This is a genomic window from Cryobacterium sp. TMT4-10 (genome assembly GCF_004403275.1).
Classification (GTDB): Bacteria; Actinomycetota; Actinomycetes; order Actinomycetales; family Microbacteriaceae; genus Cryobacterium; species Cryobacterium shii.
The window spans coordinates 1-26,484 of record NZ_SOGU01000026.1; the positions used below are offsets into that span (position 1 = coordinate 1).

General features: G+C 67.3%; 24 protein-coding genes and 1 tRNA gene. 16 read left to right on the top strand and 9 right to left on the bottom strand.

Annotated features, from left to right (window positions below; translation table 11 throughout):
* The 5 genes from E3T42_RS03220 to E3T42_RS17555 form a co-directional block, all read left to right on the top strand.
* Positions 1–241, top strand: a 241-nt coding sequence (locus E3T42_RS03220) for a transposase (RefSeq protein ID WP_174776674.1), incomplete at its 5' end; no start/stop codon positions are given.
* A gap of 406 nt (positions 242–647) precedes the next feature.
* Positions 648–1,130 (top strand): DUF4395 family protein, encoded by a 483-nt coding sequence (locus tag E3T42_RS03225; protein ID WP_160141104.1) that lies wholly within the window; start codon positions 648–650, stop codon positions 1,128–1,130.
* A 595-nt stretch (positions 1,131–1,725) separates the two neighbouring features.
* On the top strand, positions 1,726–2,784 hold the full coding sequence (locus tag E3T42_RS03230) for a DDE-type integrase/transposase/recombinase (protein ID WP_198418088.1): 1,059 nt from the start codon (positions 1,726–1,728) through the stop codon (positions 2,782–2,784).
* Positions 2,781–3,341 (top strand): ATP-binding protein, encoded by a 561-nt coding sequence (locus E3T42_RS03235; protein ID WP_370261596.1) that lies wholly within the window; start codon positions 2,781–2,783, stop codon positions 3,339–3,341. The genes E3T42_RS03230 and E3T42_RS03235 overlap by 4 nt, the downstream gene beginning before the upstream one ends.
* Positions 3,342–3,378: 37 nt before the next feature.
* Positions 3,379–3,780 (top strand): ATP-binding protein, encoded by a 402-nt coding sequence (locus E3T42_RS17555; RefSeq protein ID WP_370261619.1) that lies wholly within the window; start codon positions 3,379–3,381, stop codon positions 3,778–3,780.
* Positions 3,781–4,302: 522 nt separating this feature from the next.
* Here the strand turns inward: E3T42_RS17555 and E3T42_RS03240 are convergent.
* The 3 genes from E3T42_RS03240 to E3T42_RS03250 form a co-directional block, all read right to left on the bottom strand.
* Positions 4,303–4,641: a hypothetical protein gene (locus E3T42_RS03240; protein ID WP_134402441.1), complete on the bottom strand. Its 339-nt coding sequence runs from the start codon at positions 4,639–4,641 to the stop codon at positions 4,303–4,305.
* Positions 4,642–5,084: 443 nt separating this feature from the next.
* Positions 5,085–5,771 (bottom strand): TetR/AcrR family transcriptional regulator, encoded by a 687-nt coding sequence (locus E3T42_RS03245; RefSeq protein ID WP_160141139.1) that lies wholly within the window; start codon positions 5,769–5,771, stop codon positions 5,085–5,087.
* Between the two features lie 28 nt (positions 5,772–5,799).
* Entirely contained in the window at positions 5,800–7,374 is a 1,575-nt protein-coding gene (locus tag E3T42_RS03250; RefSeq protein WP_134402442.1) for a long-chain fatty acid--CoA ligase, read from the bottom strand.
* A gap of 400 nt (positions 7,375–7,774) precedes the next feature.
* On the opposite strand from E3T42_RS03250, the gene E3T42_RS03255 reads away from it, so the two are divergent.
* The 7 genes from E3T42_RS03255 to E3T42_RS03285 all read left to right on the top strand — a co-directional run bounded on the left by E3T42_RS03255 (position 7,775) and on the right by E3T42_RS03285 (position 15,757).
* A complete protein-coding gene (locus E3T42_RS03255) occupies positions 7,775–8,965 on the top strand; it encodes an acetyl-CoA C-acyltransferase (RefSeq protein WP_134368197.1) in 1,191 nt (396 codons plus the stop codon).
* Between the two features lie 173 nt (positions 8,966–9,138).
* On the top strand, positions 9,139–10,602 hold the full coding sequence (locus E3T42_RS03260) for an NAD(P)/FAD-dependent oxidoreductase (protein WP_134368230.1): 1,464 nt from the start codon (positions 9,139–9,141) through the stop codon (positions 10,600–10,602).
* Positions 10,603–10,606: 4 nt separating this feature from the next.
* Complete coding sequence (locus E3T42_RS03265) at positions 10,607–11,050, top strand: SRPBCC family protein (protein WP_134368198.1); 444 nt, start codon at positions 10,607–10,609, stop codon at positions 11,048–11,050.
* A 121-nt stretch (positions 11,051–11,171) separates the two neighbouring features.
* Positions 11,172–12,374: a DUF2092 domain-containing protein gene (locus tag E3T42_RS03270; protein WP_134368199.1), complete on the top strand. Its 1,203-nt coding sequence runs from the start codon at positions 11,172–11,174 to the stop codon at positions 12,372–12,374.
* 24 nt (positions 12,375–12,398) lie between these two features.
* Positions 12,399–13,382 carry an ATP-binding cassette domain-containing protein gene (locus E3T42_RS03275; protein WP_134368200.1) on the top strand — a complete coding sequence of 328 codons (984 nt, stop codon included), beginning with the start codon at positions 12,399–12,401 and terminating at the stop codon, positions 13,380–13,382.
* Entirely contained in the window at positions 13,369–14,211 is an 843-nt protein-coding gene (locus E3T42_RS03280) for an ABC transporter permease (RefSeq protein ID WP_134368201.1), read from the top strand. Before E3T42_RS03275 ends, E3T42_RS03280 begins: the two co-directional genes overlap by 14 nt.
* Before the next feature lie 61 nt (positions 14,212–14,272).
* Complete coding sequence (locus tag E3T42_RS03285; RefSeq protein ID WP_134368202.1) at positions 14,273–15,757, top strand: amino acid permease; 1,485 nt, start codon at positions 14,273–14,275, stop codon at positions 15,755–15,757.
* Here E3T42_RS03285 and E3T42_RS03290 read toward each other — a convergent pair.
* Entirely contained in the window at positions 15,754–16,983 is a 1,230-nt protein-coding gene (locus E3T42_RS03290; protein ID WP_134368203.1) for a CdaR family transcriptional regulator, read from the bottom strand. The genes E3T42_RS03285 and E3T42_RS03290 overlap by 4 nt on opposite strands.
* A 348-nt stretch (positions 16,984–17,331) precedes the next feature.
* Here E3T42_RS03290 and ald point away from each other — a divergent pair, with 348 nt between their 5' ends.
* Positions 17,332–18,450 carry an alanine dehydrogenase gene (ald, locus tag E3T42_RS03295; RefSeq protein ID WP_134368204.1) on the top strand — a complete coding sequence of 373 codons (1,119 nt, stop codon included), beginning with the start codon at positions 17,332–17,334 and terminating at the stop codon, positions 18,448–18,450.
* Between the two features lie 142 nt (positions 18,451–18,592).
* Here the strand turns inward: ald and E3T42_RS03300 are convergent, their stop codons facing one another.
* The 5 genes from E3T42_RS03300 to E3T42_RS03320 all read right to left on the bottom strand — a co-directional run bounded on the left by E3T42_RS03300 (position 18,593) and on the right by E3T42_RS03320 (position 23,999).
* Complete coding sequence (locus tag E3T42_RS03300; RefSeq protein ID WP_134368205.1) at positions 18,593–19,255, bottom strand: TetR/AcrR family transcriptional regulator; 663 nt, start codon at positions 19,253–19,255, stop codon at positions 18,593–18,595.
* Positions 19,248–20,546 carry an ABC transporter permease gene (locus E3T42_RS03305; protein WP_134368206.1) on the bottom strand — a complete coding sequence of 433 codons (1,299 nt, stop codon included), beginning with the start codon at positions 20,544–20,546 and terminating at the stop codon, positions 19,248–19,250. Before E3T42_RS03305 ends, E3T42_RS03300 begins: the two co-directional genes overlap by 8 nt.
* A complete protein-coding gene (locus E3T42_RS03310; RefSeq protein ID WP_134368207.1) occupies positions 20,543–21,262 on the bottom strand; it encodes an ABC transporter ATP-binding protein in 720 nt (239 codons plus the stop codon). Before E3T42_RS03310 ends, E3T42_RS03305 begins: the two co-directional genes overlap by 4 nt.
* Before the next feature lie 144 nt (positions 21,263–21,406).
* Entirely contained in the window at positions 21,407–23,092 is a 1,686-nt protein-coding gene (locus tag E3T42_RS03315) for a hypothetical protein (RefSeq protein WP_134368208.1), read from the bottom strand.
* A 268-nt stretch (positions 23,093–23,360) separates the two neighbouring features.
* Complete coding sequence (locus E3T42_RS03320; protein WP_134368209.1) at positions 23,361–23,999, bottom strand: MBL fold metallo-hydrolase; 639 nt, start codon at positions 23,997–23,999, stop codon at positions 23,361–23,363.
* Positions 24,000–24,059: 60 nt separating this feature from the next.
* Between E3T42_RS03320 and E3T42_RS03325 the strand changes: the two genes are divergently transcribed.
* From E3T42_RS03325 to E3T42_RS03335, 3 genes are all read left to right on the top strand, one after another.
* Positions 24,060–24,989 (top strand): diacylglycerol kinase family protein, encoded by a 930-nt coding sequence (locus E3T42_RS03325; protein WP_134368210.1) that lies wholly within the window; start codon positions 24,060–24,062, stop codon positions 24,987–24,989.
* 55 nt (positions 24,990–25,044) lie between these two features.
* A tRNA-Glu gene (locus E3T42_RS03330) sits at positions 25,045–25,117 on the top strand.
* A 325-nt stretch (positions 25,118–25,442) separates the two neighbouring features.
* Positions 25,443–26,468 carry a TerC/Alx family metal homeostasis membrane protein gene (locus E3T42_RS03335; protein ID WP_134368211.1) on the top strand — a complete coding sequence of 342 codons (1,026 nt, stop codon included), beginning with the start codon at positions 25,443–25,445 and terminating at the stop codon, positions 26,466–26,468.
* Positions 26,469–26,484 lie beyond the last annotated feature (16 nt).

Below are 26,484 nucleotides of genomic sequence, written 5' to 3' on the forward strand. Positions count from 1 at the left end.
ACGGAAGCTGAAGACGAAGAAGGGCCGCGCGGCCTATGCGCGGCGGAAGGCAATCGTGGAGCCCGTGTTCGGTCAGATCCACACCCGACAAGGAAAATTTGTTCTGCTACGCGGGTTGGAGCAAGCAGCCCACGAGTGGGACCTGATCGCTGCCTGCCACAACCTGATGAAGCTGCACACCGTGCACACCATGGCTCTCCTCGCCACGCAAGCCGCACTGACAGCCCGCCCGGCAACCTAAGGTCCAGGGCAGAGCCGCCCTGCCGGGCGCCAGCGGCCTCGACCTACTGCCGCCAACGCGGCACTGGCCCTATTTTCAGTCGGCACGAGAACAACGCAGACCCCGAAGTCCACGACGACCGCCACAGCAACGCCCCGCCCGCTGCGGCCAAATCGGCCCGGATNCGCTTTGGAAACGTTCGACTCAGGGTGCGGTCGAGGATCTCGATCAACCGACACTTCAATCTACGAGGGTCAGGCTGCAGCAGGGCCTCCCAGCATTCATTTCACCGTTTGGGGTGAACACTCATCGCCAGGCCGGAGGCATGGGTTCGATATCCTAGGAACATTGCAGACTTTCAAGAAAAGACGAATTGCCCCTTGTCTGCGAAATGGGGTTGCCCAAGGCCAGCATTAAGGAATTGAAGATGGCGGCACTGAGAGAATTAACGAAGACCAACCTGGACAAGCAGGGATTCGGAGGCCTCGATGATGACGCCAAGTCTTGTTACGCAGGGCCCTTACGATTCACACCGGCAGTAGGCACCGTCTTGATCATTGTCGGATTGATTTTGCAGTCGCCTATTTTTCTTGGATTGGGAGCAATCGTTCCTCTCACCGGCGCACTTTTCCCCCGTGGCATGATTCTTGATCTGGTCTATAATTTGGGCGTTCGCCATTTGTTTCGCACTCCCGCGCTTCCCCCCACGCCGAGTCCACGACGCTTTTCCTATCTGCTGTCCACCGTGCTACTTGCAGGTGCGGCTTTATCCTTCTATTACGGATTATCAGCGCTGGGAATCGTGCTGGGAGGAGCGGTCGCTCTCGGCGGCACAATCCTCACCACGACCCATTGGTGTCTCGGATCGTGGATCTACAGGCTAATCTTCCCCCACGCAGCGGCAAGGTGAGACGGTTCCCCGGTGGCACACGTAGGTCTTTGATGGTCTCCGGGGCGTCCATTATCAGTAACTTTCGATTCGCGATTCGCTGGCAAAGTCGGGGCCAAACTTGCGCACATGGACCCGCCGCCAGACGCGCTCAGTGTCTTTTTGCGCGAACGTCTGGGTCACGGAGTTCGCACACGCGCAGCGTTATTATCGTCAACCGTTCTCAACTTCATGCAGGGCATTTGGACGCCCATGACGCCAACGGCAGGCAGAGACAACCGCGCCGCTGCGGTTAACAAATACCGCAAGCCGACCACTGACCACCATCCGTATAGTTCACTTTGGATCAATCAGACCACTGTGTGTTAACGCCGACTGAAAACAGGGCCAGTATCGCCGATTGAAAATAGGGCCACCCAGCACTATGAAGGGTGATCAATATGGACGATTGGGCGAAGATACGCCAGCTGTTTTCAACGGGGCAGCATTCGAAGCGGGAGATCGGGCGGCTGGTCGGGGTGTCGCGCGGAACGGTTGATCGGGCGTTGGAAACGGACCGGCGTCGAAGTACCAGCGGGCCGCGACAGGCTCGAGTTTTGACGCGTATGCGGCGCAGGTGCGGGTGCTGCTGGCCGCGACGCCGCGCATGGCCGCGACAACATTGGCGGAGCGGGTGGGCTGGTCGGGGTCAGCGTCGGTGTTCCGGGACAAGGTCGCCTTGATTCGTCCCGAGTATGTGCCGCCGGACCCTGCGGATCGTCTGGTGCACGAGCCGGGTAAGCAGGTGCAGTGTGATCTGTGGTTCCCGCACGAGCCCCTGCCGCTGGGACACGGCCAGGCGGGCATGCCGCCGGTTCTGGTGATGACGTCGACGTTCTCCGGCTTCTTCCAAGCACTTATGTTGCCCTCTCGAACCACGTCGGACCTGCTCGGCGGCATGTGGTCCCTGCTCCAAGTCGCCGCCGCGGTGCCGCCGCGGCTGCTCTGGGACAACGAGACCGGGATCGGGAAGGGCAAGCTCACCGAACGCACGGCCGCGTTCGCGGGCACGCTGGGGGCCGAGATCAAGCTCCTCAAGGCCCGAGACCCGGAGTCCAAGGGCATGGTCGAGCGCCGAAACCGGTTCTTCCGGTCCTCGTTCATGTCGGGGCGTCACTTCGCATCACCGCAGGACTTCAACGAACAGATGGACCAGTGGCTACCGCTGGCCAATGCGCGCCATTCCCGGTCGCGGAGGGCCCGCCCGATCGATCTGATCGAGCAGGACCGCGCCGCGATGCGCCCGCTCTCGCCGGTGGCGACCGACGTCCTCTTTCGCAATACCGTGCGCCTGCCCAGGGACTACTACGTCCGGGTGCTCTCCAACGACTACTCCGTCGCGCCGGCGATGATCGGCCGGCTCGTCGACGTCACCGCCAGCCTCGATACCATCAACGTCACCCACAACGGGGTGAACATCACCACGCACGAGCGGGAATGGGCCCGCGCGCTGACGGTCACAGACCCGAACCACGTCGAGCAGGCCGGCGTGCTGCGCAGGCAGTTCCAGACCCACCGGCGCTACCGACCGCAAGCGACGGTCGCGTTCGTCGAGACGGCCAGCCTGGCGTCCTACGACGCCCTCTTCGGCGTTGATATCGGCCCGGACCTGACCGACCTGGACGTGGTCGAATGAGCGCCAGCAGCGGCGCGGAAGCCGAGATCGAGTCCTACGCCCGGGCACTCCGCGCGCCTCGCATCGGGGACGCGTTCCGGCGCTTGGGCGACCAGGCCCGCACTGCGGGCTGGTCCCACGAGGAATACCTCGCCGCGGTCCTCTCCCGCGAGGTCTCCGAACGCGAAGCCTCCGGTGCAGCCCTGCGGATCAAAGCGGCCCGGTTCCCCGGCCACAAGACCCTCGAGGACTTCAACTTCGATCATCAGCCCTCCGCGGACCGGAACCTGCTCGCTCACCTCAGCACGAGCACGTTCGTCACCGAAGCCAAGAACGTCGTGCTCCTCGGTCCGCCCGGCACGGGCAAGACCCACCTCGCCGTCGCGCTGGGCGTTCAAGCGGCCAAGCATGGCCACCGTGTCCTCTTCGACACCGCCACCGGCTGGGTCGCCCGGCTGCAGGAAGCGCACTCGCGAGGAAAGCTCGCCACCGAGCTCACGAAGCTGCGCCGCTACAACGTGCTGATCTGCGATTTATGCCGACATTGTGATTATGCCGATATCGGCATAGTGCGGTGAAGTCGGCTACATTCCATTTGATCAGGACGCCGCGAACCTGTTCTTCCAACTCGTCGCGAGCCGCTACGAACACGCGTCCCTAATCCTGACAAGCAACTTATCCTTCGGGCGCTGGGGCGAGGTCTTCGGCGACCAGACCGTCGCGTCCGCGATGATCGACCGCATCGTGCACCACGCCGACGTTCTCAGCCTCAAAGGCGCCAGTTATCGGATGAACAGCCACCGGCCCCCGCCGATACGGCATAGTAGAAATATCAATAGTGGTCCTGTTTTCAAACGGCACTATTGGCCCTGTTTTGGGTCGGCGTCAACACTGTTCTCAGTTTGCCCGTTGATGATCACTGTTACATATGTCGAACGCGGCGGCGCCGGCTTCAACGTAACGTTGAGCTGCGGTCCGAAGTACGGGGCGCTGACTTGTATATTCACTGACACATAGCCCCACCCGTCTCTACCGCTGATGTCGATGGCGTCCGCGCTGCTTGATCCTGTGGGAAATTCGAATTGAGGGTAGGCCGGCTGGTAGTAATCCAGAATCGCGGAGGGACTGCCCGGAGCGGAGAAAACGGCTGTGACGCCAGCGTCCTGCGCTTTCCCCGGTGGGTCGTTTCCGAGGTACTCGGCTCGGCCGAGCCGATCACCACCGGGGGGAGGATCGTTGAGAATGGGAACCACTCGGATCTGCGCGACTGTCCTCTCCGTGTTGGGAGCGTTGAACGTGCACCCCAGCACGACGGCCAAGCCGAGACCGAACACGAGCCTGGCTTCGCGAAACGGCGCATGTTCTGACCTCTGTTCGAGTGAGGATTCATGGTGTGATCCCAGTTCCCGATGCTCTTTCGCAGGGCAACGATGCCGCCGAGAAAAAGCAGACCGGCGGATGCCCGAACTGCGCGTTCGTTGACGACGGGAATGTCGATTCCATCGACCAGTTCGCCGATGACCGGCCGTTCCTCGCTGGTCATGAGGCTGTTCCCTGATGTTCGGTAAGCTCCTTCTGAGAACTGAGCTCCGTCAGGGCCTGGATTCCGCCCGCGCGGTAGGCTTCCCAGTCACGGTCCGGTCGGGTGACGGGTATCGGCTGGTTTGACCAGCGGATTTTCACGGCAGTGGCTGAGGCAACGATCCCGCCGGGATCGGTGTCGTCGGCAACCCGTCGCAACAGTTCGCCCAGAGCTGCCGCCTTTCCCTCAGCGAATTTTGCTGCGGGGTGCGAGCGGCCGTCCTTCGCAAGGGCACACGAAGACGTGTCGCCGAGCAGCGCCGACCACTCGTAGGCCGCCCGGATCCGGGCGCGCACGATGGCCGCCCGGGACAGGGTTGTGGAACGGCCTGATGAATCAGGTCCGTCAGGAGCCATCTGCGCACGTGCAGCGATCGGACTGCGCAACTCCGTAGAGCGCGTCCTCGATGTGCTGGCCGCAGCCGTCCCACGTCGCCTTTTTGCAGTTTGAACACGTGATCTGGTAGCACATGGCAATTTCCTTTTCGTTTGATCTTGCTCGACGGAATCGAGAATAACATACCCCCTGGGGTATTTTGTTCGTCAGTTGCAGGGTATAACCGCGAGTCCGCGCCACGTGTTCCGCCTTCCCCTCCCGATCGAAGGCTCGATACGCCCGCCCCTAACGGACAAGGCGACTCTGGGCACGTTCTTCGATGCCCTCGGCTAGGAACGATCCGCCCTGATCGCGCATGTTTCCGCGGATGGGGCGGCCTGGACCGAGGCCCGCAAACAGCCCGTCAGAACGCAACCGCTCCGTCGATCGCCGACTGGATTCTGGCGAGGACCCGGCCCGGGCCGATGTCGCGATCGAAGACAGCGACAACGACACGCGACGACGCGGCGCGCTCATTCGGATCCGGGAAGAGCACAGGGCTGAACAGGCCGCACAGGCTGCGCAGCTGCGTGTCGAGTATTTCGGTCGCGGGGATCTCGGCGCGTTTGAGCCACGCCCGCAGCATGTCGTTGTGCACGGAAACGATTCCCGCCGCGAGCGCCGTGATCGCCCAGCCGCGTTCGGATGCGCCCGGGACGACCTCGCGGAGGTAGCTCGCGAAAGCCCGCTCATACCGATGGGAACTCACAAGCTCCCGGTCACGTAGAGTGGGATTGCGCTGCAGGAGCTCATGTCTGGTGAGCGACGCCTCCCGGCGGGAGAGGTGATGGTCCAGGACGATTCGTGCACCATGCCTCAGCGCCTCGAGTGGGTCGCCCGAGGCGGCGTCCAGATAGGCGGAGAGGCGCTCGAGCAGGTAGTCGTGATCGGCGAAGACCACGTCTTCCTTCGAACCGAAACGGCGGAAGAACGTGCTCCGGCTGATCTGGGCGGCGTCGGCGAGCTCTTCGACGGTCGTCGCCTCGTATCCCCTCGTCGAGAGAAGGGCGATCGCGACTGTGGTCGCATCGGACGGCCTCTGTCGTCTCATCGGGTCATCGACCATGACGTTGAAGCTATCACGCGTCCAGGCGGAGCCTGTCCGCGTACCGCGCGACGAGTTCTCGCTTCAGGACCTTGCCGCTGGAGTTCAGGGGGAACGCGTCGACGAACTCGACGAACCTCGGGAACTTGAAGGGCGCGATTCGTTCCTTGGCGTACTCGATGATTCCTTCGGGGGTCACGGTGCCACCGTGGACGCGGACGACGACCGCCGCGATCTCTTGGCCGCGAACCTCGTCGGGGACTCCGAAGACGGCGACTGCCGCGACCTCATGGTGCCGGGAGAGCATCTCTTCGACCTCCCGCGGGTAGACGTTGTATCCGTTGCGGATGATCAGGTCCTTCTTTCGATCGAGGATCCGGATGTAGTCGTCCTGGTCCTTGACCCCGAGATCGCCGGTCCGGAACCAACCGTCGACGATTGCCGCTTCCGTCGCCTCCGGACGGTTGAGGTATCCCTTCATGAGGTTGTGGCCGCGGATGACGAGTTCCCCGAATTCGCCGCGCGGAAGCAGCTCGATCGTGTCTTCCACATCCGCGCGGGCGATCTCGACGTCGACGCCCCAGATCGGCGTTCCGATCGAGCCGGGCCGCGGCGCGACGCCAACGTGGTTGAAGGTCGCGACGGGGGACGTCTCGGTGAGTCCGTATCCTTCGTGGATCTCGACGCCGTAGACGTCGTTGAAGCGCTCCATGACGGCCAGCGGGATAGAGGCACCCCCTGAGACCGCATAGCGCAGCCGTCGTGGGCGCTCGTGGTTGCGAGTCGCCGCGTCGAGAAGGGCGATGTACATGGTCGGGACGCCGAAGAAGACGTCGACCTCGTGCTGATTGAGGAGGGTGAGTGCCGTGTCTCCGTCGAATTTCGGGACGAGGACGATGGTTGCGCCGATTCTCAGACCCGCATTCAGGACGCAGGTCTGCCCGAAAGTGTGGAAGAGGGGGAGGGTGCCGAGAATGGTGTCGCTGGATCGCAAATCGAAGGTTGAGATCAGAAGAGCGTTGACCTGTTCGATCAGCGAGAAGTGGCTGCCCTCCGCTCCCTTGGGGGTGCCGGTCGTCCCGCTCGTGTAGAGGATCGTCGCGGTGTCACCGGGGTCGGTCGGGGTGATGTCGTCGATGGGCGTCGCCTTCGCCGCGAGGTCTTCGAGCCGCGTCTGCGTGCCGTTGCCCTGAGCCTCTCCGACGGACAGCACGTGGACACCCGCCTGGACCGCGCCGCGAGAGCCCGCAGCGAGGAGCCCGGCATGGACGACGACGGTGTGAGTACCACTGTCCCTCAGCACATATTCGATCTCGTCGGCGCCGAGGAGCGCGTGGATCGGGATGACCGTCGCCCCGAGGGCGAGAATGGCGTAATAGGCGCGGGGGAAGTCGGCGACGTTAGGAATCAGGATGGCGACCCGGTCGCCCCTGCCGACACCGTGATCCCGGAGTCCTCCCGCATAGGCGCGAACCTGATCCCACAGTTGGGCGTAGCTCACCGTCTCGTCGCCGACGATCAGCGCCGTCTTGCCGCCCTGGCGGCGTGCGGACTCCGAGACGATCGTGGCGACGGACATTGTCGTGGGACGTGATGCGGTCGAGGACATGGCTGCAACTCCTTTGTTGTGTGTCATGGGGTTGAACTGGGCGCTGTGTGACACGGAGTGTCAACTCCGAGCACTAAGTTTCGGAGTCTTTGTGCCCCGTGTCAAGCCGGTCACTGGACCATTGCTCACGTCGGCGCGTCCGTTTGGGACGGAGTGTCTTGACATGGCACGCCATTTCATAGCAGGCTTGCACAATTCCTCGTGACTCTGCGCGGGGCGTGCCGATCGAGCACTGGAGCACGTAGCGCGGCACTTCTCCGACATCGAGGCACTGCACACCTACGAAGGCACCGAGACGGTCCAGGCTCTCATCATCGGTCGCGACATCACCGGGTTTTCCGCCTTCGCCTAGCCAGCGTCTCCCGCCACCTTCTCACCCCTTCTTCGCAAAGGAACAACCATGAGCGACCCCGCAACCACTCCCGTCCTGATCGGAGGCGCCCGAACCCCGTTCGCGCGTTTCAATGGCGCCTTCGCTTCCCTTCAATCCGCCGAGCTCGGCGCACATGCCATCCGGGCCGCGCTCGATCGAACGGGCGTCCCCGCTGCGGCGATCGACGCCGTCATCGTGGGCCAGGTGATCCAGGCCGGGGCGGGCCAGGGGCCCGCACGCCAGGCGAGTATCGGGGCGGGCCTCGGCTGGGACGTCCCGACCGTGACAGTCAACAAGCTGTGTCTGTCGGGCCTAACCGCGATCATCGACGCGGCCAGACTCATCCGCACCGGTGAGGCCCAGGTCGTCGTCGCCGGTGGCCAGGAATCCATGAGCAACGCGCCGCACCTGCTTCTCGGCTCCCGCCGGGCGGCTCCGCTCGGCGACCGCGCCCTCGTCGACTCCCTCAATCACGACGGCCTGGTCGACCCGTTCGATCGGTTGCTCATGGGGACGGCGACGGACCGGGGCAACGTGACGCGGGGGATCCCGAGGGAGCGCCAGGATGCTTTCGCGGCGCTTTCGCACTCGCGCGCTGCCGCGGCGCAGGACGCGGAGATCCTCGCCGAGGAGATAGTTCCCCTCTCGGTCCCGCAGCGTCGTGGTGGCCCTGTCCTCGTCGCGGCGGATGATGGGATCCGCCGCGACACGACGATCGAGACGCTCGCACGCCTGCGGCCCGCGTTCGCGGAGGGCGGCAACGTCACAGCGGGCAGTTCGTCGCAGCTCACCGACGGCGCCGCGATGGTCGTGGTCGCGAGCAAGGCGTGGGCCCTGGCCGCGGGGATTCCCTGGCTCGCCGAGATCGGCGCCGCCGGTCAGGTGGCGGGGCCGGACGGCTCGCTGCATTCCCAGCCCTCCCGAGCCATCGCCCAGGCCCTTCGGCGCCAATCCCTGGCCGTCGGTGACCTCGACGTCATCGAGATCAACGAGGCGTTCGCCTCCGTTGTGCTTCAATCGGCCGACGACCTCGGGGTGTCCCCGGAGGCGATCAACACGGAGGGCGGGGCGATCGCTCTCGGCCACCCCGTCGGCGCATCAGGCGCGCGCCTCGCGCTGCACACCGCACTCGCGCTGCGGCGCCGCGGCGGAGGACGCAGCGTTGCCGCGCTCTGCGGTGGCGGCGGGCAGGGCGAGGCGCTGATCCTGTTCTGCTGAGCCGCCAGAGCCGTCCGTGTGAACACCTTCTTTTGCGTGTCACGAACACCCCGAACAACATCTGGAGAAGCGCACGCCAGAGCTCTGGAAGGCCGTACACGCGATTCTCGCCGTAATGGGGGAGACTGTGGCCATGACGAGTGGAGAGTGACATGGGGACCGTGCAGCGGGGAATGCCGGAGGTCGACGCGATCGTGGTCGGCTCCGGTCCCAACGGCCTCGCCGCCGCGGTTACCCTTGCCCGGGCCGGACTCTCGGTGCGCGTCTACGAGAAGTCCGACAGCGTCGGTGGGGGCGCCGCCACCGCGGAGCTGACCCTGCCGGGCTTCCACCATGACGTCTGTTCGGCCGTGCACCCGCTTGCGCTGGCTTCGGAGTTCTTTCAGCGGTTCGGGCTCGCGGACCGGATCGAACTGGCCGTCCCGGAGGTCTCCTACGGGCATCCTCTGCCGGGCGGCAGCGCCGGCCTCGCCTACCGCAGCCTGTCCCGTACCGTCGCCGAGCTGGGCCGGGACGGCGCGGCCTGGAACCGGCTCTTCGCGCCTCTCGTAGCGCATTCCGGGCAGGTGGCGGAGTTCACCGGGGGGCAGCTTCTGCGTCTGCCGAAGCATCCGGCCACCGCACTGCGCTTCGGCGTGCGCTCCCTCGAGCAGGGCAGCCCGCTCTGGGACCTGCGCTTCTCGGGCGAAACCGCGCCCGCCCTCCTGACCGGCGTCAGTGCACACACGATGAGGGCACTGCCCAGTATCGCCACCGCCGGTGCCGGCCTCACTCTCGCCACGTATGCGCACGCCGGCGGCTGGCCGATCCCGGTCGGCGGCAGTGGGGCGATCGTGACCGCGCTGGTCGACGACCTGCTCGCTCACGGTGGCGAGATCGTCACGTCCACCGAGGTGCGTCGGCTGAGCGACCTGCCGCCAGCCCGCTTGGTGATGCTCGACCTCACACCTCGGGCGCTACTGCGGCTCGCCGAGGGCGAGCTGCCGGACGCTTACGCGCGACGGCTGCGCGCCTTCCGGTACGGCAACGGCGTCGCCAAGGTCGACTTCGCCCTGTCGGATCCGGTGCCCTGGCAGGCGGCCGGATTGCGGGCGGCGGCCACCGTACACGTGGGCGGCACTCGGGCGCAGATCCGGCGAGCCGAGAACACCGTCGCCCGCGGTCGGCACGCCGAGGATCCGTATGTGCTCGTGTCCCAGCCCAGCGTCATCGACCCCAGCCGCGCACCGGCCGGTCGGCACACCCTGTGGGCGTACACCCATGTTCCGCGCGGCTCCACCATCGACCAAACCGAAGCGACCGTGCGCCAGATCGAGCGATACGCCCCGGGTTTCCGGGACACCATCCTGGCCAGCGCCGGCCGCACCGCCACGCAGATGGAACAGCACAATCCCAACTACATCGGCGGTGATATCTCGGCCGGCGAGGTGAGTCTGACCCAACTCGTGCGCCGCCCGGTCCTCTCCCCGGACCCGTGGCGCACGCCCCTGAACGGCGTGTACCTCTGCTCGTCGTCCACGCCGCCTGGCCCCGGCGTGCACGGCCTGGCCGGCTGGCACGCGGCCCTGAGCGCCCTGCGACATGACCTCGGGGTGCGCACCGCCCCCGATCTCTCCCCATCCAACCGAAAAAGGTGACACCGTGGCCGTGAACTACCGCACCATGAGCTGCCCGCCCGAGAACGTCTTCGCCGTTCTGGCAGACGGATGGCTGTACCCGAGCTGGGTCGTCGGAGCCTCCCGCATGCGGGACGTCGACGCCACGTGGCCCAAAGAGGGAAGCGCCATCCATCACTCCGTCGGAGTCTGGCCCGCCCTGATTGACGACACCACATCTGCTCTGGAGTGGGACCCGCCCCGGCACGCGCTCTTCAAGGCCCGGGGCTGGCCGATCGGCGAGGCCCACGTGGCTCTGGACGTGAAGGCCCGAGGCGACGGATGCGTCGTGCGCCTCACCGAGGATGCCACCGCCGGCCCCGGCCGGTTTGTGCCCCTGTTCCTGCGCGACTCGGTCATCGGGGTGCGAAACGTGGAGACGCTGCGCCGACTCTCGTTCCTCGCAGAGGGCGGCGCCGGGCTCTCCTAGCCCGACGAATTCGACGTGCTCGCCGCGCTTTGTGGGCAACCTCTCAGCGCGGAACCGGCCGGATCGGTAGCGCAGCGGCGTAGCATCGAGGCATGATTCGTCTCGGAACAGATCGTTGATCATGTCGCACAAATCCATCAAGTGGCTTCCCGCCGTCGTCGTTCCGGCCGTGATCGCCGTGGGCGTGATCGCTGTGCCGCTCCAGGCCGGCGCCGCCGTAGACCTGCCCGACAAGACGGCCCAGCAGGTGCTCCTGATGGTCAGCGACAGCACCGTTACGGCGTTCTCCGGAACCGTGGAGAAGACGGCGAACCTCAGTCTGCCCGCGATCGACCTCGGGGCCGAGATGTCCGGACAGGCGGGAAAGCAGGGCGCGTCCGGTTCCGGAGACGCGGCGAGCGGCGCCCTCTCCTCCGTGCTGGAGCTGCTCAGCGGCTCGCACACGGCCCGGGTCTACGTGGACGGAAGCGCCGCTGACGGAAGCGTTACTGACGGAAGCACTGACGGGCCCGCCAAGGTTCGCGTCCAGATCCAGGACCGCATGGCGGAGCGCAATATCGTCAGCAACGGCAGCGACGCCTGGCTCTACGACTCCGAGACCGACACCGCCGCTCACCTGGCCATTCCCGCCGGCGCCGCAGCGAGCATGAAAGACAAAATGGCCGCCCTCGACGCAGAGGCCCCGGCCGACGTGTCGACGCCGTCGCAGCTGGCGGACCGCTTTTTGAGTGAGATCGACCCGAGCACCGTGGTCACGGTCGGAACCGACGGCCGGGTCGCCGGTCGCACCGTCTACGAACTCGTACTCACGCCCAAGGCCACGGACACCCTGGTGGAGTCCGTCTCGATCTCGGTCGACTCCGAGACCGGAATGCCGCTTCAGGTCAGCGTGCGGGCCGCCGGCCAGAAGGACCCGGCCTTCCAGGTCGGTTTCAGCAGCGTGGACTACGGCGCTCCCTCCGCGGACCTGTTCGACTTCACCCCGCCGGCTGGCGCCACCGTCAAGGAACTGGCGCTGCCGCAGACGCCCGCCAACCACGCCGCGCCCGATGTTGCCGCGCCCGACACGGCCAGGCCCGAGGTCCCGACCGAGGGACTGCCCGTCGTGACCGGCACCGGCTGGGACGCCATCGTCGAGATTCCCGCGGCATCCGTTCCCCCCGAACTCGGCGACAACCCGCTGATGTCCGAAGTCGCCACCAAGGTTGACGGCGGGCGGCTGTTGTCCACCTCGCTGGTCAACGTGTTCCTGGCCGACGACGGCCGGTTCTTCGCCGGATCGGTCCCCGTGGACCAGCTCCAGGCCGCCGCAAGCGCCCAGTGAACAGCGCACAGTGACCAGCGCACAGTGACGCCCGTCACCCCGGCCCTCGACCTTGCCATCGAGAGCCGGGGCCTCACCAAGCGCTTCGGCGAGCAGATCGCCGTCAACGCCATCGACCTGGCGGTGCCGCGGGGGTCCGTCTTCGGATTCCTCGGTCCCAATGGGTCAGGGAAGACCACCAGCATCCGGATGCTGCTGGGCCTGACCCAGGCCACCAGCGGGCAGATCAGCGTGCTGGGCCAGGACATGCCGTCCCGGCTGCACGAGGTGCTGCCCCGGGTGGGCGCGCTCGTCGAGGGCCCCGCGTTCTACCCGTTCCTGTCCGGGGCGGCCAACCTGCGCCGGTTCGACACCGCGGACCGCCACGCCCCCTCGCGCACCCGGCGAGTCCGGGTGGACGAGGCCCTGCACCGGGTGGGGCTGACCCACGCGGCGGGCAAAAAGGTGCACGCCTATTCGCTGGGCATGAAGCAGCGCCTCGGCATCGCCAACGCCCTGCTGCAGCCGCGGGAGCTGCTCATGCTCGACGAGCCGACCAACGGACTCGACCCGCAGGGCACCCGTGAGGTGCGCAGTCTCGTGCGGTCGCTCGCGGCCGAGGGCACCACGGTGTTCGTGTCCAGCCACCTGCTGGCGGAGGTCGAGCAGATGTGCACCCACGCCGCCGTGATGAGCGCCGGCACCCTCGTCGCCCAGGGCACGCTGGCCGACCTCCGCCACGTCGGCGAGACCCTGGTGCGGCTGCGCACCCCGGATGCCGCGGCGGCGCAGGGCGTGCTGTCGCGCCTCGGACTCGTACCCCGGCGCACGGACGTGCCGGACGAGGACCCCTGGGTTATGGCCCCGCTCGAGCGTGACACGGTGGAGAACCTGATCAACGAGCCGGAATCCCTGGTCTCGGCCCTCGTGGCCGCGGGGGTGCGCATCCGTGCCTTCTCGATCGAGGAACCGAGCCTGGAAGAACGATTCGTCGCACTGACCGGGGAGGGTTTCGATGTCGTCCAGTAGTGCGCCGCGTTCCGCCGGCTGGGACCTGCTCGGCTCCGAGCTGACGGTGCTGTTCCGGCGCCGCCGAACCTGGGCCATGCTGGTCGCCATCGCCCTCATCCCGATCCTGCTCGCCGTGGCAGTCCGGCTGTCGTCGGAGACGCTGGCGCCGGGGGAGGGGCCGCCGTTCCTGGACCGGGTCACCCAGAACGGCCTGTTCGTCGCGTTCACCGCCATGATCGTGGCGATCCCGCTGTTCCTGCCGCTGACCATCGGGGTCGTCGCCGGGGACACCATCGCGGGCGAAGCCGGGTTGGGCACCCTGCGGTACCTGCTCGTCGCCCCGGCCGGCCGGGTGCGGCTGCTGCTCGTTAAATACGCCGGTGTCGCGATGTTCTGTCTGGTCGCGACCCTGACCCTGGCGGTGGCCGGCACGCTCATCGGTGCCGCCCTGTTCCCCGTGGGCCCCGTGACCCTCCTGTCGGGAGACACCATCGGTGTGGCCGATTCGCTGCTGCGCTCGGCGCTGATCGCCCTGTACGTGACCGTGTCGCTGCTCGGGTTCGCCGCGATCGGGCTGTTCATCTCGACCCTGACCGACGTGCCCGTGGGCGCCATGGCCGCCACCGTCGTGGTGTCGGTTCTCGCCCAGATCTTGGACGTGCTGCCGCAGCTGGCGTGGCTGCATCCGTGGCTTTTCAGCCACTACTGGCTGGGCTTCGCCGACCTGTTGCGGCAGCCGATGGACCTGTCATCGTTCGGCGACAACGCGCTGCTCCAGGCCGGGTACATCGCCGTGTTCGGGGCGCTCGCCTACAGCCGATTCGCCACCAAGGACATCCTCTCGTAGGGACTCGTCCGGCACACGAAGTGCACCGGAGGTGCCCCGAAAGGCCCTAGTGTTGCTCCACATGACCGAACGCACCGCCGCGCCAGGCGCAACCACACGTACCGACAACGAAGCCCCTGACTCCCACGGCGTTCCCCACCTCGCCCGCTCCCTGAGCCGGCGGCACATCCAGATGCTCGCCATCGGCGGCACGATCGGCACGGGCCTGTTCATGGGGGCGGGCAAGACGATCTCCCTCGCCGGGCCATCCGTGATCTTCGTCTACATGACCATCGGTTTCATGCTGTTCTTCGTGATGCGGGCGATGGGCGAGATCCTGTTGTCCAACCTCGACTACAAGTCCTTCAGCGACTTCGCCGGCGACCTGCTCGGGCCGTGGGCGAGCTTCTTCACCGGCTGGTCGTACTGGGCGTTCTGGGTCGTCACCGGCGTCGCCGACATCGTGGCCATCTCCGGGTACGTCGACGTGCTCGCGCCGGGCACTCCGCTGTGGATCCCGGCGCTGCTCACACCGGTCGTGCTGATCCTGCTCAACCTCCCGAGCGTCAAGGCCTTCGGCGAGGCCGAGTTCTGGTTCGCCCTGGTCAAGGTGCTCGCCATCCTGGCCCTGATCGGCACCGGGGTGGTCATGATCGCGACCCACTTCACCTCGCCCTCCGGCGCGGTCGCCGGCCTCGACAACATCTGGAACGACGGCGGCATGTTCCCGCACGGCGTGGCCGGCTTCGTGCTCGGCTTCCAGATCGCCATCTTCGCGTTCGCCGGCATCGAGCTCGTGGGCACGGCGGCGGCGGAGACGAAGGACCCGGAGCAGAACCTGCCCCGGGCCATCAATACCATCCCCGTGCGCCTGCTGCTGTTCTACGTGGGCGCCCTGGTCATCATCATGGCGGTCAACCCGTGGCGCACGATCGACCCCGGCAGCAGTCCCTTCATCGGGATGTTCGCCCTGGCCGGGCTGGGAGTCGCGGCCATCGTCGTCAACCTGGTCGTGCTCACCTCTGCCGCCTCCAGCGCCAACTCGGGCATCTACTCGACCTCCCGGATGGTCTACGGCCTCGCGCAGGACGGCAACGCCCCGAAGGCGTTCGGCACGCTGAGCAGCCGCCAGGTTCCCCGGAACGCGCTGCTGTTCTCGTGCATCTTCCTGCTCGCCGGGCTGGTGCTGCTCTACACCGGTGATTCGTTCATGGGCGCCTTCACTCTCGTCACCTCGGTGGCCTCGGTGCTGACCATGTTCGTCTGGTCCATCATCATGGTCAGCTACCTCGCCTTCCTCCGCCGCCGTCCCCAGTTGCACGCCGCCTCGACGTACCGGATGCCCGGCGCCCGGTTCATGCCCTGGGTCGTGCTGGCGTTCTTCGCCTTCATGCTCTGGGCGCTCGGTCAGGCGGATGACACGCGCCTCGCCCTGGTCGTGGCCCCGCTCTGGTTCCTCGGGCTCGGCGGCGCCTGGTACGTGAACCGCAAGGCTCCGCTGCAGCAGGCCCGGATCGAGGAGTGGCGGGCGGAGGCCCGCGCCGAGAAGGCGGCGCTCGTCGGCTAGATCCGGGGCCGGCGCGACCAGCGGGCGGCCTTCATGGCCAGGTGCAGTTCGAGCCGCACCTGGCCGCCCAGCGGGTCGACCCCGATCAGGGTGCGGATCTTCGCAAGCCGGTTGTAGATGCTGCTGCGGTGCAGGTGCAGCGTTGCCGCGACATCCTGCACGGAACCGTCGGTGTCGTAGAGCAGCTCAAGCATCGGCAGGAGCTCATGGTTGGCGTCGAAGTCCCGCAGCTCCGCGAAGTAGACCGATTCCACCGGGGAGAGGTTGCGGCTGCTGGCCGCGAGGAACTGGTACACGCCGATCTGCCGGAAGTCGGCGATCGTGCCCAGTCGGGCGTCAACGGCGGCGGCCTGCACCGCCTTGCGGGACTGGACGTAGGCATCCGGAAAGCGTCGGAGGTCGTGGAACGCTTCGCTGAACCCCAGCAGGTCGGGGCGCTGGGCCCGGCCGCCGCGCCGGGCCAGTTCGGCCCGGTACCGGTGCAGGATCTCGGTGTGCACCACCCTTCCCGGGGAATCCCGCAGCAGCACCACGGTATGCGTCTCGGTGCCGGCGCTGAACCGGGCCGCGTCGATGCCCACGGTGGCCTGGAGGGCCGAGATGCGCTGCAGCAGGACCGCGGCGGCGGGGTCGACCGCCGTGCCGTCCCGTGCTGTCGCCGGCTCGTCGGGTCGCGGCAACAGGGTGGCGAGGTGCCAGGGCCCGGCGGCATGCACCTGCGGCCAGCCGGCGAGCTCCTCGATGGCGGCCGTGTCGGCGTCGCAGGCCGCCAGGAACAGCGCCTCGCGCTGCCGGCGGTGCTCGGATTCGGCGGTCTTCGTGTCCAGCAGCGTCTCGGCCAGCCGGTCGAGCTGGCCGCGCACGGCAGGCAACGCCCCGAGGATCTCGGCCGGGGACTCGTCGTGCGAGCCCTGCATCGCCCACAGGTAGCCGACGCGGAACCCGCGCACCATCAGGGGCACGCAGACCCGCCCCAGCATGCCCAATGAGACGTTGGCCGGGACCACGACCGGGCGCACCGCGGTCGCGATGCCGTGGTGCAGCTGCCAGGCGCTGACGTCCGCCGGGACCTTCTTGCTGAGCAGGAAGTTGACGCGCACACTGTCGGCGAGCGGCTGGTCCCGGCTGTAGGCCAGCAGGCCGCCGTCGAGGTCTTCCAGCGAGAGGGCGCGGTCGAGCGCGGCCGCGAGGGCCTCCACCAGGTCTTCGATCTCCGCGCTGTTCATGTGGGTCAATGCTAGATGCCCGACGGGGCGTGGAACGGACATCAGGCGACGTTTGCCGTCCCGACGTTCGACATTTGTCGAGTGACAATCCGGGCGGTCGTTCGGTTTGCGCCGGAACGGCCGTTCCCTTCCAGCGGAGATGACAGAAAAACCCCTGAACAAAAAGGCAAATTCGCTGTTTTCCGCGCGGATCGGGCCGGTTGGGACGGGCTCCGCACTCGGTCCGGGCCGGACGCCGGCCGGCCGGGGGAGTGAACGTGGTTCTAGTCTTGACCCCGCCGCTGGTCCGACGTCGAAACCGGGCCCGGCGGCCTCAGCCACAGCGTTCCCCGAGCAACGGAGTCGATCATGATCATCGGTGTACCCAAGGAAATCAAGAACAACGAATTCCGCGTAGCCATCACCGCCTCCGGCGTGCAGGAGTTCCTGGCAAACGGCCACACCGTGCTGATCGAGATGGGTGCCGGTCTCGGCTCGCGTATCAACGACGACGAGTACCACGTCGCCGGCGCCGAGCTGGTCGCGTCCGCCGACGAGGTCTGGGCCCGCGCCGACATGGTGATGAAGGTCAAGGAGCCCGTCGAGGCCGAGTACCACCGCTTCCGCGAGGGCCTGATCCTCTTCACGTACCTGCACCTGGCCGCTGAGCCGGAACTGACCCGCGCCCTGACCGAGGCCGGCGTCACCGCCATCGCCTACGAAACCGTACAGACCGCCAACCGGGCCCTGCCGCTGCTCGCACCGATGAGCGAGGTCGCCGGCCGGCTGGCCGTGCAGGTCGGCGCGCAGTCCCTGATGGCACCCGCCGGCGGCAAGGGGGTGCTGCTGGGCGGCGTTCCCGGGGTGCGTCCCGCCAAGGTCGTCGTGCTCGGCGCCGGCGTGGCCGGCACGAACGCCGCAGCGATGGCCATGGGCCTCGGCGCCGACGTCACCATCCTCGACATCAACATCGACCGCCTGCGCCAGCTCGACGCGCAGTACCAGGGCCGGCTGAAGACCGTCGCGTCCAACAGCTACGAGATCGAGATCGCGGTGACGGATGCCGATCTGGTCATCGGTTCCGTGCTGATCCCCGGCGCCAAGGCCCCGAAACTGGTCACCAACGCGCTCGTGGCGCGGATGAAGTCCGGCTCCGTGCTGGTGGACATCGCCGTCGATCAGGGTGGCTGTTTCGAGGACACCCACGCGACCACCCACGAGGACCCGACCTACCGCGTGCACAACTCGATCTTCTACTGCGTGGCCAACATGCCCGGCGCGGTGCCGAACACCTCGACCTACGCGCTGACCAACGTCACCCTGCGCTACGCGCTGGCGCTGGCCAACCTGGGCGTCAAGGCGGCCCTCGAGCGCGATCCGGCCCTGGCCCTCGGCCTCAACATCGCCGCCGGGCGGGTCACGAACCGTTCCGTCTCCGAAGCGCACGGCCTGCCCCTGGCCGACTGGCGCGAGCTGGTCACCGCGTAGCCTCGCCACCCCGGGGCTCGGCCGTGGTGCCGGCATCCGTCGTGGCGCACCCTGGTGACGCGGGCGCAGGTTCTACCCTGCGCCCGCGTCCACAGGGTGCGCCACGAACCTTCCACGCCGGGAGTCCGGTGGGGAGGTGGCGTCAACGGGCGGCGGGAGCGATCGATCCGGCGACGCGCCGCACCAGGGCGAGGGAGTGGTGCAGCAGCTCGACGGGGGTGCCGGTGAAACCGCCGGAGAACCACTTCTGCATCGAGTAGCGCATCACGCTGCCGGCGAGGGAGACGACCATCCGCGCCTCGTCGGCCAGGTCGGGGGTGCGGGCCTCGGTGCGCCCCTGCACCGCGAAGCGTTCCAACACCAGCTTCACCAGGTGCTCCTCCAGCTCCGCGATGCGGGACGTCTCGCCGGTGAGGAGTTCCGGGGTGCGCTCGATCAGCATCCTCCGCCGGCGGAGCAGGTCCGTGTCGGGGGAGTGGTCGGCCATCGCGTCGGCGATCATTCCGACGAGGTCTCCCAGCACATCACGGCTGGTGCCGTGCACGAACGCCTGGTGTTCGGCATCCGTCGGCGCGGGCGGAGTGCCGCCGAGGAACGCGCCTTCCTTGGTGCCGAAATAGTTGAAGAACGTGCGCGGCGAGACCATGGCGGCCTCGCAGATCATGTCGACGGTGACGTTGTCGTAGCCGTGCTCCAGAGCGAGCGAGACCGCCGCCCGTTCCAGGGCCGACTGGGTGGCTGCGCGCTTGCGGGCGCGCAGCCCCTCGTCGGCCCCGGCCGGGCCATCGGGCACGGGACTACTCATACCGCAGAGCGTCGATCGGGTTCTGCCGGGCCGCGGCCCTGGCCGGCAGCGTGCCGGCGAGGAAGGCGATCAGCATGACCACGCCGATGATGATCGCGATCGAACTGGGCGCGAACTGCACGACCTGTAGGCCCGGGAGATTCGAGAAGACGGTGTCCGCGAGGATGTTGCTGACCAGCGAACCGACGCCCACCGCCACGAGTGCGCCCAGTGCGCTGCCGAGGAACCCGATGAACACCGCTTCGGTGCTGAAGAGGGTGTAGACGCGGCCGCCGTTCATGCCCATGGCTTTCATCAGGCCGATCTCGCGGGTGCGCTCCTGAACGCTCATCAGCAGCGTGTTGATGATGCCGAAGCCGGCCGCGATCAGGGCGATCACGGCGAAGGCGTTGAGCACGCCGATGATGACGTTGATCACGGTCTCGAATGACCCGATCTGGTCGGCCACGGTCTGCGACGCATAGCCTTGGTCGGCGAGGTCCGCCTTGATCGCGGTGATCTTCGCCTCGGACGCCTTCGGGTCGAACCGGGCGGTCGCGGTCGCGTAGCTCTGGGAGGAAGCCTCCGGTGCGCCGTCGACCTCGATGGCGTGCAGCCGGTCGGTCAGCGGCTGGTTGAGGCCGGCGCCGGCGCCGAGAAGGGTTTCGTTCTGCACGCCGACGACGGTCGCCGGGACTTCCTGCACGGTCCCCGCGAAGTCCCGGATGCCGATGGTCACGGTCTGGCCGATGGCGGCCTTCGCGGAAGAGAAGTCGAGCGTGTCGAGGTAGGTCGTGGGCACCAGGATCTGGTCAGTGCTGCTGTCGTTGTCCAGCTGCGCGCCGGCGGCGAGATCGGCCGTGGTGAGCGTGGCGGTCGGATTGACGGTCAACTCGAACTTGCCGCCGCCGTCGTGCTGGATGTAGTCGGGCGTCACCTGCACGGACGGGTCGACGCCGAGGATTCCCTTGGTGTCTTTGATGGCCTCGAGGTCCTTGGTGGTGAGGGCCTGGATGGTGCTGCCCGGGCGTGATCCGTTGCCCAGGCTGACCGTGGTGGCCTTCTCCGGGTCGTAGGGGGCGGGACCCGTGCCCGACGCCGCGGCGTCGTTGGTCTTCGAGACGGTCAGCACGTCCGCGGCCCCGATCGAGGAGACCTGGGTGTTGATGTAGCTCGTGACCCCGGTTCCGATCCCGCTGGTGATGGTGAGGGTGAACGCGCCGATGAAGATCGCGATCACGGTCAGGCCGGTGCGGAGCTTGCTGCGGAAGCTGTTGGCGATCGCGGTCTTGACGATGTCGATGAACTTCATGCGTGTGCTCCTGCTGATCTGCGGCCGGTCGGTCGGGCGGCGGTGTCTTCGAGTCCGTCGCGGATGAAGATTCGGCGGTCGCAGCGCGCCGCGAGTTCGATGTCGTGGGTGACGATGACGAGGGTGATGCCCTTGTCCTGGTTCAGCGAGAAGAGGATGTCCTCGACGACCGCTCCGGTGGCCGTGTCCAGGTTGCCGGTCGGTTCGTCTGCGAAGATCACTTTCGGGTTGTTGACCAGGGCGCGGGCGATGACGGCACGCTGCTTCTGTCCGCCGGACAGGTTCATCGCCTTGTTCTTCGCCTTGTCGGCCAGCTCCAGCTGCTCGAGCGCGGCCATTCCGCGAGCCTTGCGTTCCCGGGGGCTGACGCCGGCGATCTTGAGCGGCAGCACCACGTTCTCGAGCACGGTGGCATTGGCGGTGAGGAAGAACTGCTGGAACACGAAGCCGAAGTCCTGATTGCGCAGCCGGTTCACCTCCTTGCCCTTGAGCTTTCTGGCGTCGGTGCCCTCGACCAGGAGTGCGCCGCTGTCGGGGTTGTCCAGCAGTGCGAGGAGGTGCATCAACGTGGACTTGCCCGACCCGCTCTTACCCACGATGGCGATCGATTCGCCCGCGTGGATGTCCAGGGAGACGCCCTTGAGCGCGTCGAACCGGTTGGACCCGCTCCCATAGGACTTGCCTATGTTCTGGGCGGAGAGAACGGGAACTGTCATGGGAGTCGGGATCCTTTTGGGGGAGAGGTGGGCATTCCGTGGGTACACAGACAAAAATACAGTAACTGCATCGAAATCGTGGCGGAACGAACAGAGCGGGGCCCGGATCGACTGATCCGGGCCCCGCCGCCTGCCTGTCGTCGGTCAGCGCGCCATTCCGAGGCGAGCCATTCTCAGGCGGCGGAGCAGCCAGACGGCTGCTCCCGCCAGGGCCAGTCCGACCACGATGATGATCCAGGGTGCCGCACGATTGAAGCTCACCGTCTCGGCACCATCGGCCAGCCGGCCGGAACCCGCGGCCACCTTCTCATTGCCGTCACTCAGCTCGGCGGTGCCCGCAGCGAGCGTGTTCGCGCCCTCGAGGAGCGTCCCGGATCCGGCCGATACCTTCTCGGTGCCCGTGGCCAGGGCGGTGGACCCGGTTTCGAGTGCGGTGGTTCCGAGGACCAGCGTGGATGCCCCCGCCGCGAGGGTCTGCGTGCCCTCGGCCAGTGATCCGGCGCCGACCGAGATGCGGGTTGCGCCGTCGGCGAGGCTCACGGCGCCCGTTGCCAGGGTCGTCGCTCCCTCGGACAACGATGAGGCGCCGGCGGCCACTCGGCCGACGCCGCCCTGAAGGGAACTCGCACCGGTGGAAACCGCGCTGGTGCCTGCCGCGACCCGTTCGGATCCGACGGTGAGCGCCTGCGTGCCGACCTGGAGTTCGGAGGCTCCCGTGGCGAGGGCGCCGGCGCCCGTGGCCAGTCGGGCGGCTCCGCCGGACACCTGGGCCATGCCGCTGGCGAGGGCGGTGAGTCCGTCCCGCAGTTCCGCGGATTTCGTCTGCAGAACCGCTGTGCCCGCGCTCAGCGGCGTCAATCCGTCGCGGAGGGCGGCGGAACCGTCCCGAAGGGCCACGGCCCCGGACTCGAGTCCCGTGGTGCCCGTGCGCAGGGTGGAGGCAGCAGAGCTCAGTCCCTTGAGGGTGGCCAGCAGGGCGTCCCGGCTGATCGTGTCCGCCTCAACCTGGCCGGCGAGGGTGGCGAGGGCGGCATCCAGCTTCGTGGCGCCCGCGGCCACGCTGCCGGCCCCGGTAGAGAGCCCGGTTGCTCCCTGTGCGAGTGCCTCGGCCCCGCGCCGGGCCTGGTCCGCGCCCTGGGCAGCGGATGCCGTGCCGGCGGCGAGCAGGATCGAACCGTCACGAGCCGTCGTTGCGCCGGCGGCAGCCTGGCCGGCGCCGCCGGCCAGGCTTGCCGCACCCGCGGAGACTGTCGTCGCGCCGGCGGAGACCTTCGTGGCGCCGGTACCGGCCGCGGTGACGCCGGCGGCGAGAGTCGCCGCACCGGTCGCAGCCGCCCCGGCACCGGTGGCGAGAGTGCTCGCTCCGGTGGCGACGCTGGCGGCGCCGGTGGACAGGCTCTCCGCGCCCCGTGCGGCGGACTCGGCGCCGAGCATGAGCCTGGTGCTGCCGCTGACGCTCGTGAGCGCTCCCTCCAGGAGCGTGCCTGCCCCGGCCGAGGCGCTCTCCGCGCCCGTCGCCAGGCTGCCGGCACCCGTGTTGGCCCGGCTCACCCCGGCCTGGAGGTCGGTCGCTCCGGATGCCGCGGAGGCCGCGCCCACCGACAGGGCCTCGGCGCCCTCGGCGAGCTTCGCCGCGCCACCGGCGACCTTCACGGAGCCGTTCTGCACCTGGACAGCACCGGCGGAGAGCTCTCCGGCGCCGCTGGCGAGCCGCCCCGTGGTGAGGAAGAAGAAGGTCAGCAGCAAGACCAGCAGCAGGGTGAGCCCGGTCAGGGTGGAACGGATGCCCAGAGTGCTTCGGCGGGACAGGGCACGGTCAGATCTCATCATTGAGGCTCCTCGAAAGACGTGAGCGGGCATGCGGGCATACCGGAACTCGCGTGGTGTGTGTGCGGTGCGCGGACTGACTCCGGCGTGGCGGCCGCTGGTCGAAGGCCGCACGGCACGGTGGCGCGCCGGAGTGTCACGAACGTAGCAGTGGGCCGGACGCAGAATCGAAGGCGCGAAAAAGTTCAGGACTGAGGCCAACACATTCCGGGCTGGCCCCGTGAACATTGTGGGATTCCTACAGAGCTACCCCCGAAAGGAGTGCGATGTATTACAGGTCGAGGGACTCGTTGGGCTCGAGCGGGAAGTACTCGCCGCCGTTCTGCTCGGTGGCCCAGCGGATGCGCGCGTTCGACAGCTCCTTGCCGGCTCGGGAGAGCAGCATCTCGTGCGTCGGGAAGGCGCGTCGCGGCTTGACCTCGAGCACGTAGTCCATCACCTCGCTGATCTTCAGCCAGGGGGCCCCGGCCGGAACGGCGAGGGTGTCCACGGCCACTCCGTCGGGGACCGTGAACGAGTCTCCGGCGTAGTAGAGCTCATCGTCGACGAGCACCCCGATGTTGTCGACCACCGGGATCGATTCGTGGATGACCGCGTGCTTCTCGCCGAAGAACCTCAGGGTGAACGGCCCGACCTCGACCGTGTCACCGGCCGACACGACGGTCACCTGATACCCGGCTGCAGCGTGGGCCACCCCGGCCGGAGCGAAGATCGGAACCTCCGGGTTCAGCGCCAGGATGCGGTCGAGCTGCTCGGGAGTCCAGTGATCCGGGTGCTCGTGGGTGATCACGACGGCCACGGCGCCCGCCGTCTCGGTCAGCGGGCTCGTGTACGAGCCGGGATCGATGAACAACTTGTGACCGGCTTTGTCCACGATGAGTGCCGCATGCTCCAGCTTCGTCAGTTTCATGGGTCGAGCTAATACCCAATTACGGCGCGCTGCAACTTGGCGAGGCGCGATACTGGAGCGGTGAATTCTGTTCCTCCCCGGGCCGCACCCCCCAGCCCGACTCTCCGCCTCGTCGTCGCGATCAACGCCTACGCCTCTTTCGGCCGCCGGAGCGACGTCGGTCCGCGGGTCGTCGTCGCCCTTCGAGCGGCAGGCCACGACGTGACCGTCCGGAGCGAGGTCAGCTTCGAGCTGCTGCGCCTCGAGGTCCTGGCGCTGCTGGTCCCCGGGGTCGACGTGCTCGTCGTCGTGGGCGGAGACGGGATGGTGAGCCTGGGCACGAACCTCCTGGCCGGACGGACGATACCGCTGGCCATCGTGCCCTGCGGCACGGGAAACGACCTCGCCCGCGGGCTGGGCATCCCCGTCGACGACACGGATGCCGCCATCCGTCACCTCCTCGCCGCCCTCGCCCGGGCGCCGCGCGCCATCGACTGCGGCCGGGCAACGTGCGGGGACGTCACGACCTGGTTCGCCGGAGTGCTCTCGGCCGGGTTCGACGCCGTCGTCAACGAACGGGCCAACCGGATGCGCCGCCCCCGCGGCAAGAGCCGGTACACCCTGGCCATGCTGCTGGTGCTCGCCACGTTCAAGCCCCTCACCTACCGCCTCACGGTCGACGGCGTGGAGCGCACCCAACGCGCGATGCTGATCTCCGTCGCCAACAACGTCTCGATCGGCGGCGGCATGCGGATCGCCCCGGACGCGGTCATCGACGACGGTCTGCTCGACCTGTTCGTCGTCACCCCGCTGTCCCGGATCGGTTTCCTGCGCGTGTTCCCGAAGGTATTCTCCGGAACGCATACAGGCCTGCCGCAGGTCGAGATCACCCGCTGCCGCAGCGTGCGCATGGACGCCGAGGGCGTGTTCGCGTATGCCGACGGGGAGCGGATCGGGGCCCTTCCCGTGCAGGTCGACGTGGTGCCCGGAGCCCTCTTCGTCTGCGCCTGAGGCGCTCAGTTTGGTTTCCCGCTCATCCGTGTGGCATACTCGACGAGTTGCAAACGGCCCCATCGTTTAGCGGCCTAGGACATCGCCCTCTCACGGCGGTAACGCGGGTTCGAATCCCGCTGGGGTCACAACCTGAAACTCTCCCGGCAACCCCGGGGGAGTTTTTGCTTTAACGGCCCCGGCACCCGGCACCCGGCACCCGGCACCCGTCGGCCGGTGACCGGTGGCAGACGGCGTGCAACGGGACGAGAAAGCCGCCGCGGCCCGGTAGACTCCTCCAAGTGAAGGGGAGTATCCCTGTGGGCCCGATTCGGGTCCTGTGCCGTGAACGTCAACACGGGCCGCGGTGCCGGGGCCCCGGCGCGGCAGCATCGAGTGATCGATGCGGGAGAGACTTTCGGGTTTCGTGCTGCACTCCGTCAGCATCCCGCTAGTGAAAGGCCCCCCGCCCCCATGGAACTTGCTCTCCCGCTCTGGTTCGAAGTCGGATCCCTCGTCATCCTGACGGTGATCCTGCTCGCCGACCTCTTGATCGTCTTCAAACGCCCTCACGTGCCATCCATGAAGGAAGCCACCCTGTGGGTGGTGTTCTACGTCGCCCTGGCCCTGGTCTTTGCCCTGCTCATGCTCCTCCTGGCCGACGCCGAGCACGCGGGCCAGTTCCTGGCCGGCTGGCTGACCGAATACAGCCTGAGCATCGACAACCTGTTCGTCTTCGTCATCATCATGGCGAGGTTCTCGGTGCCCCGTAAATACCAGCAGGAAGTACTGATCGTCGGCATCATCATCGCGCTCGTGCTGCGCGGCATCTTCATCCTGCTGGGCGCCCAGCTGATCGAGAACTTCAGCTGGATCTTCTACATCTTCGGTGCGTTCCTGCTCTACACCGCCGTGCATCAGGCGCTGGCCAAGGAACCGGAAGAGGACGAGGCGGACAACGCCTTCATCCGTTTCCTGCGCACCCACCTGAACGTCTCCTCGACCTTCGACGGCTCGAAGCTGCGCACCCTGATCGATGGCAAGAAGGTCTTCACCCCGATGCTGATCGTGCTCCTCGCGATCGGCACGACCGACCTGGTCTTCGCCCTCGACTCGATTCCGGCGATCTTCGGCATCACCCAGAGCCCGTTCATCGTCTTCACCGCCAACGTCTTCGCCCTGATGGGGCTGCGCCAGCTCTACTTCCTGCTCGGCGGCCTGCTCGAACGCCTCGAATACCTCAAGTACGGGATCGCGTTCATCCTCTTCTTCATCGGCGTGAAGCTCGTCCTGCACGCCCTGCACACCAACGAGGTGCCGTTCATCAACGGCGGCCAGGGCGTGGAGTGGGCGCCGGAAATCGACACCTGGACCTCCCTCGGCGTGATCGTGGTCTCCATGGCTGTCGCTACTATTGCCAGCGTGATCAAGGCGTCACGGGACGCCCGCCGGCGCGGACACACCCTCGCCGAAGAGATCCCCCACCTCGCCGAGGAGTGACCCCGTCGACGTGCGG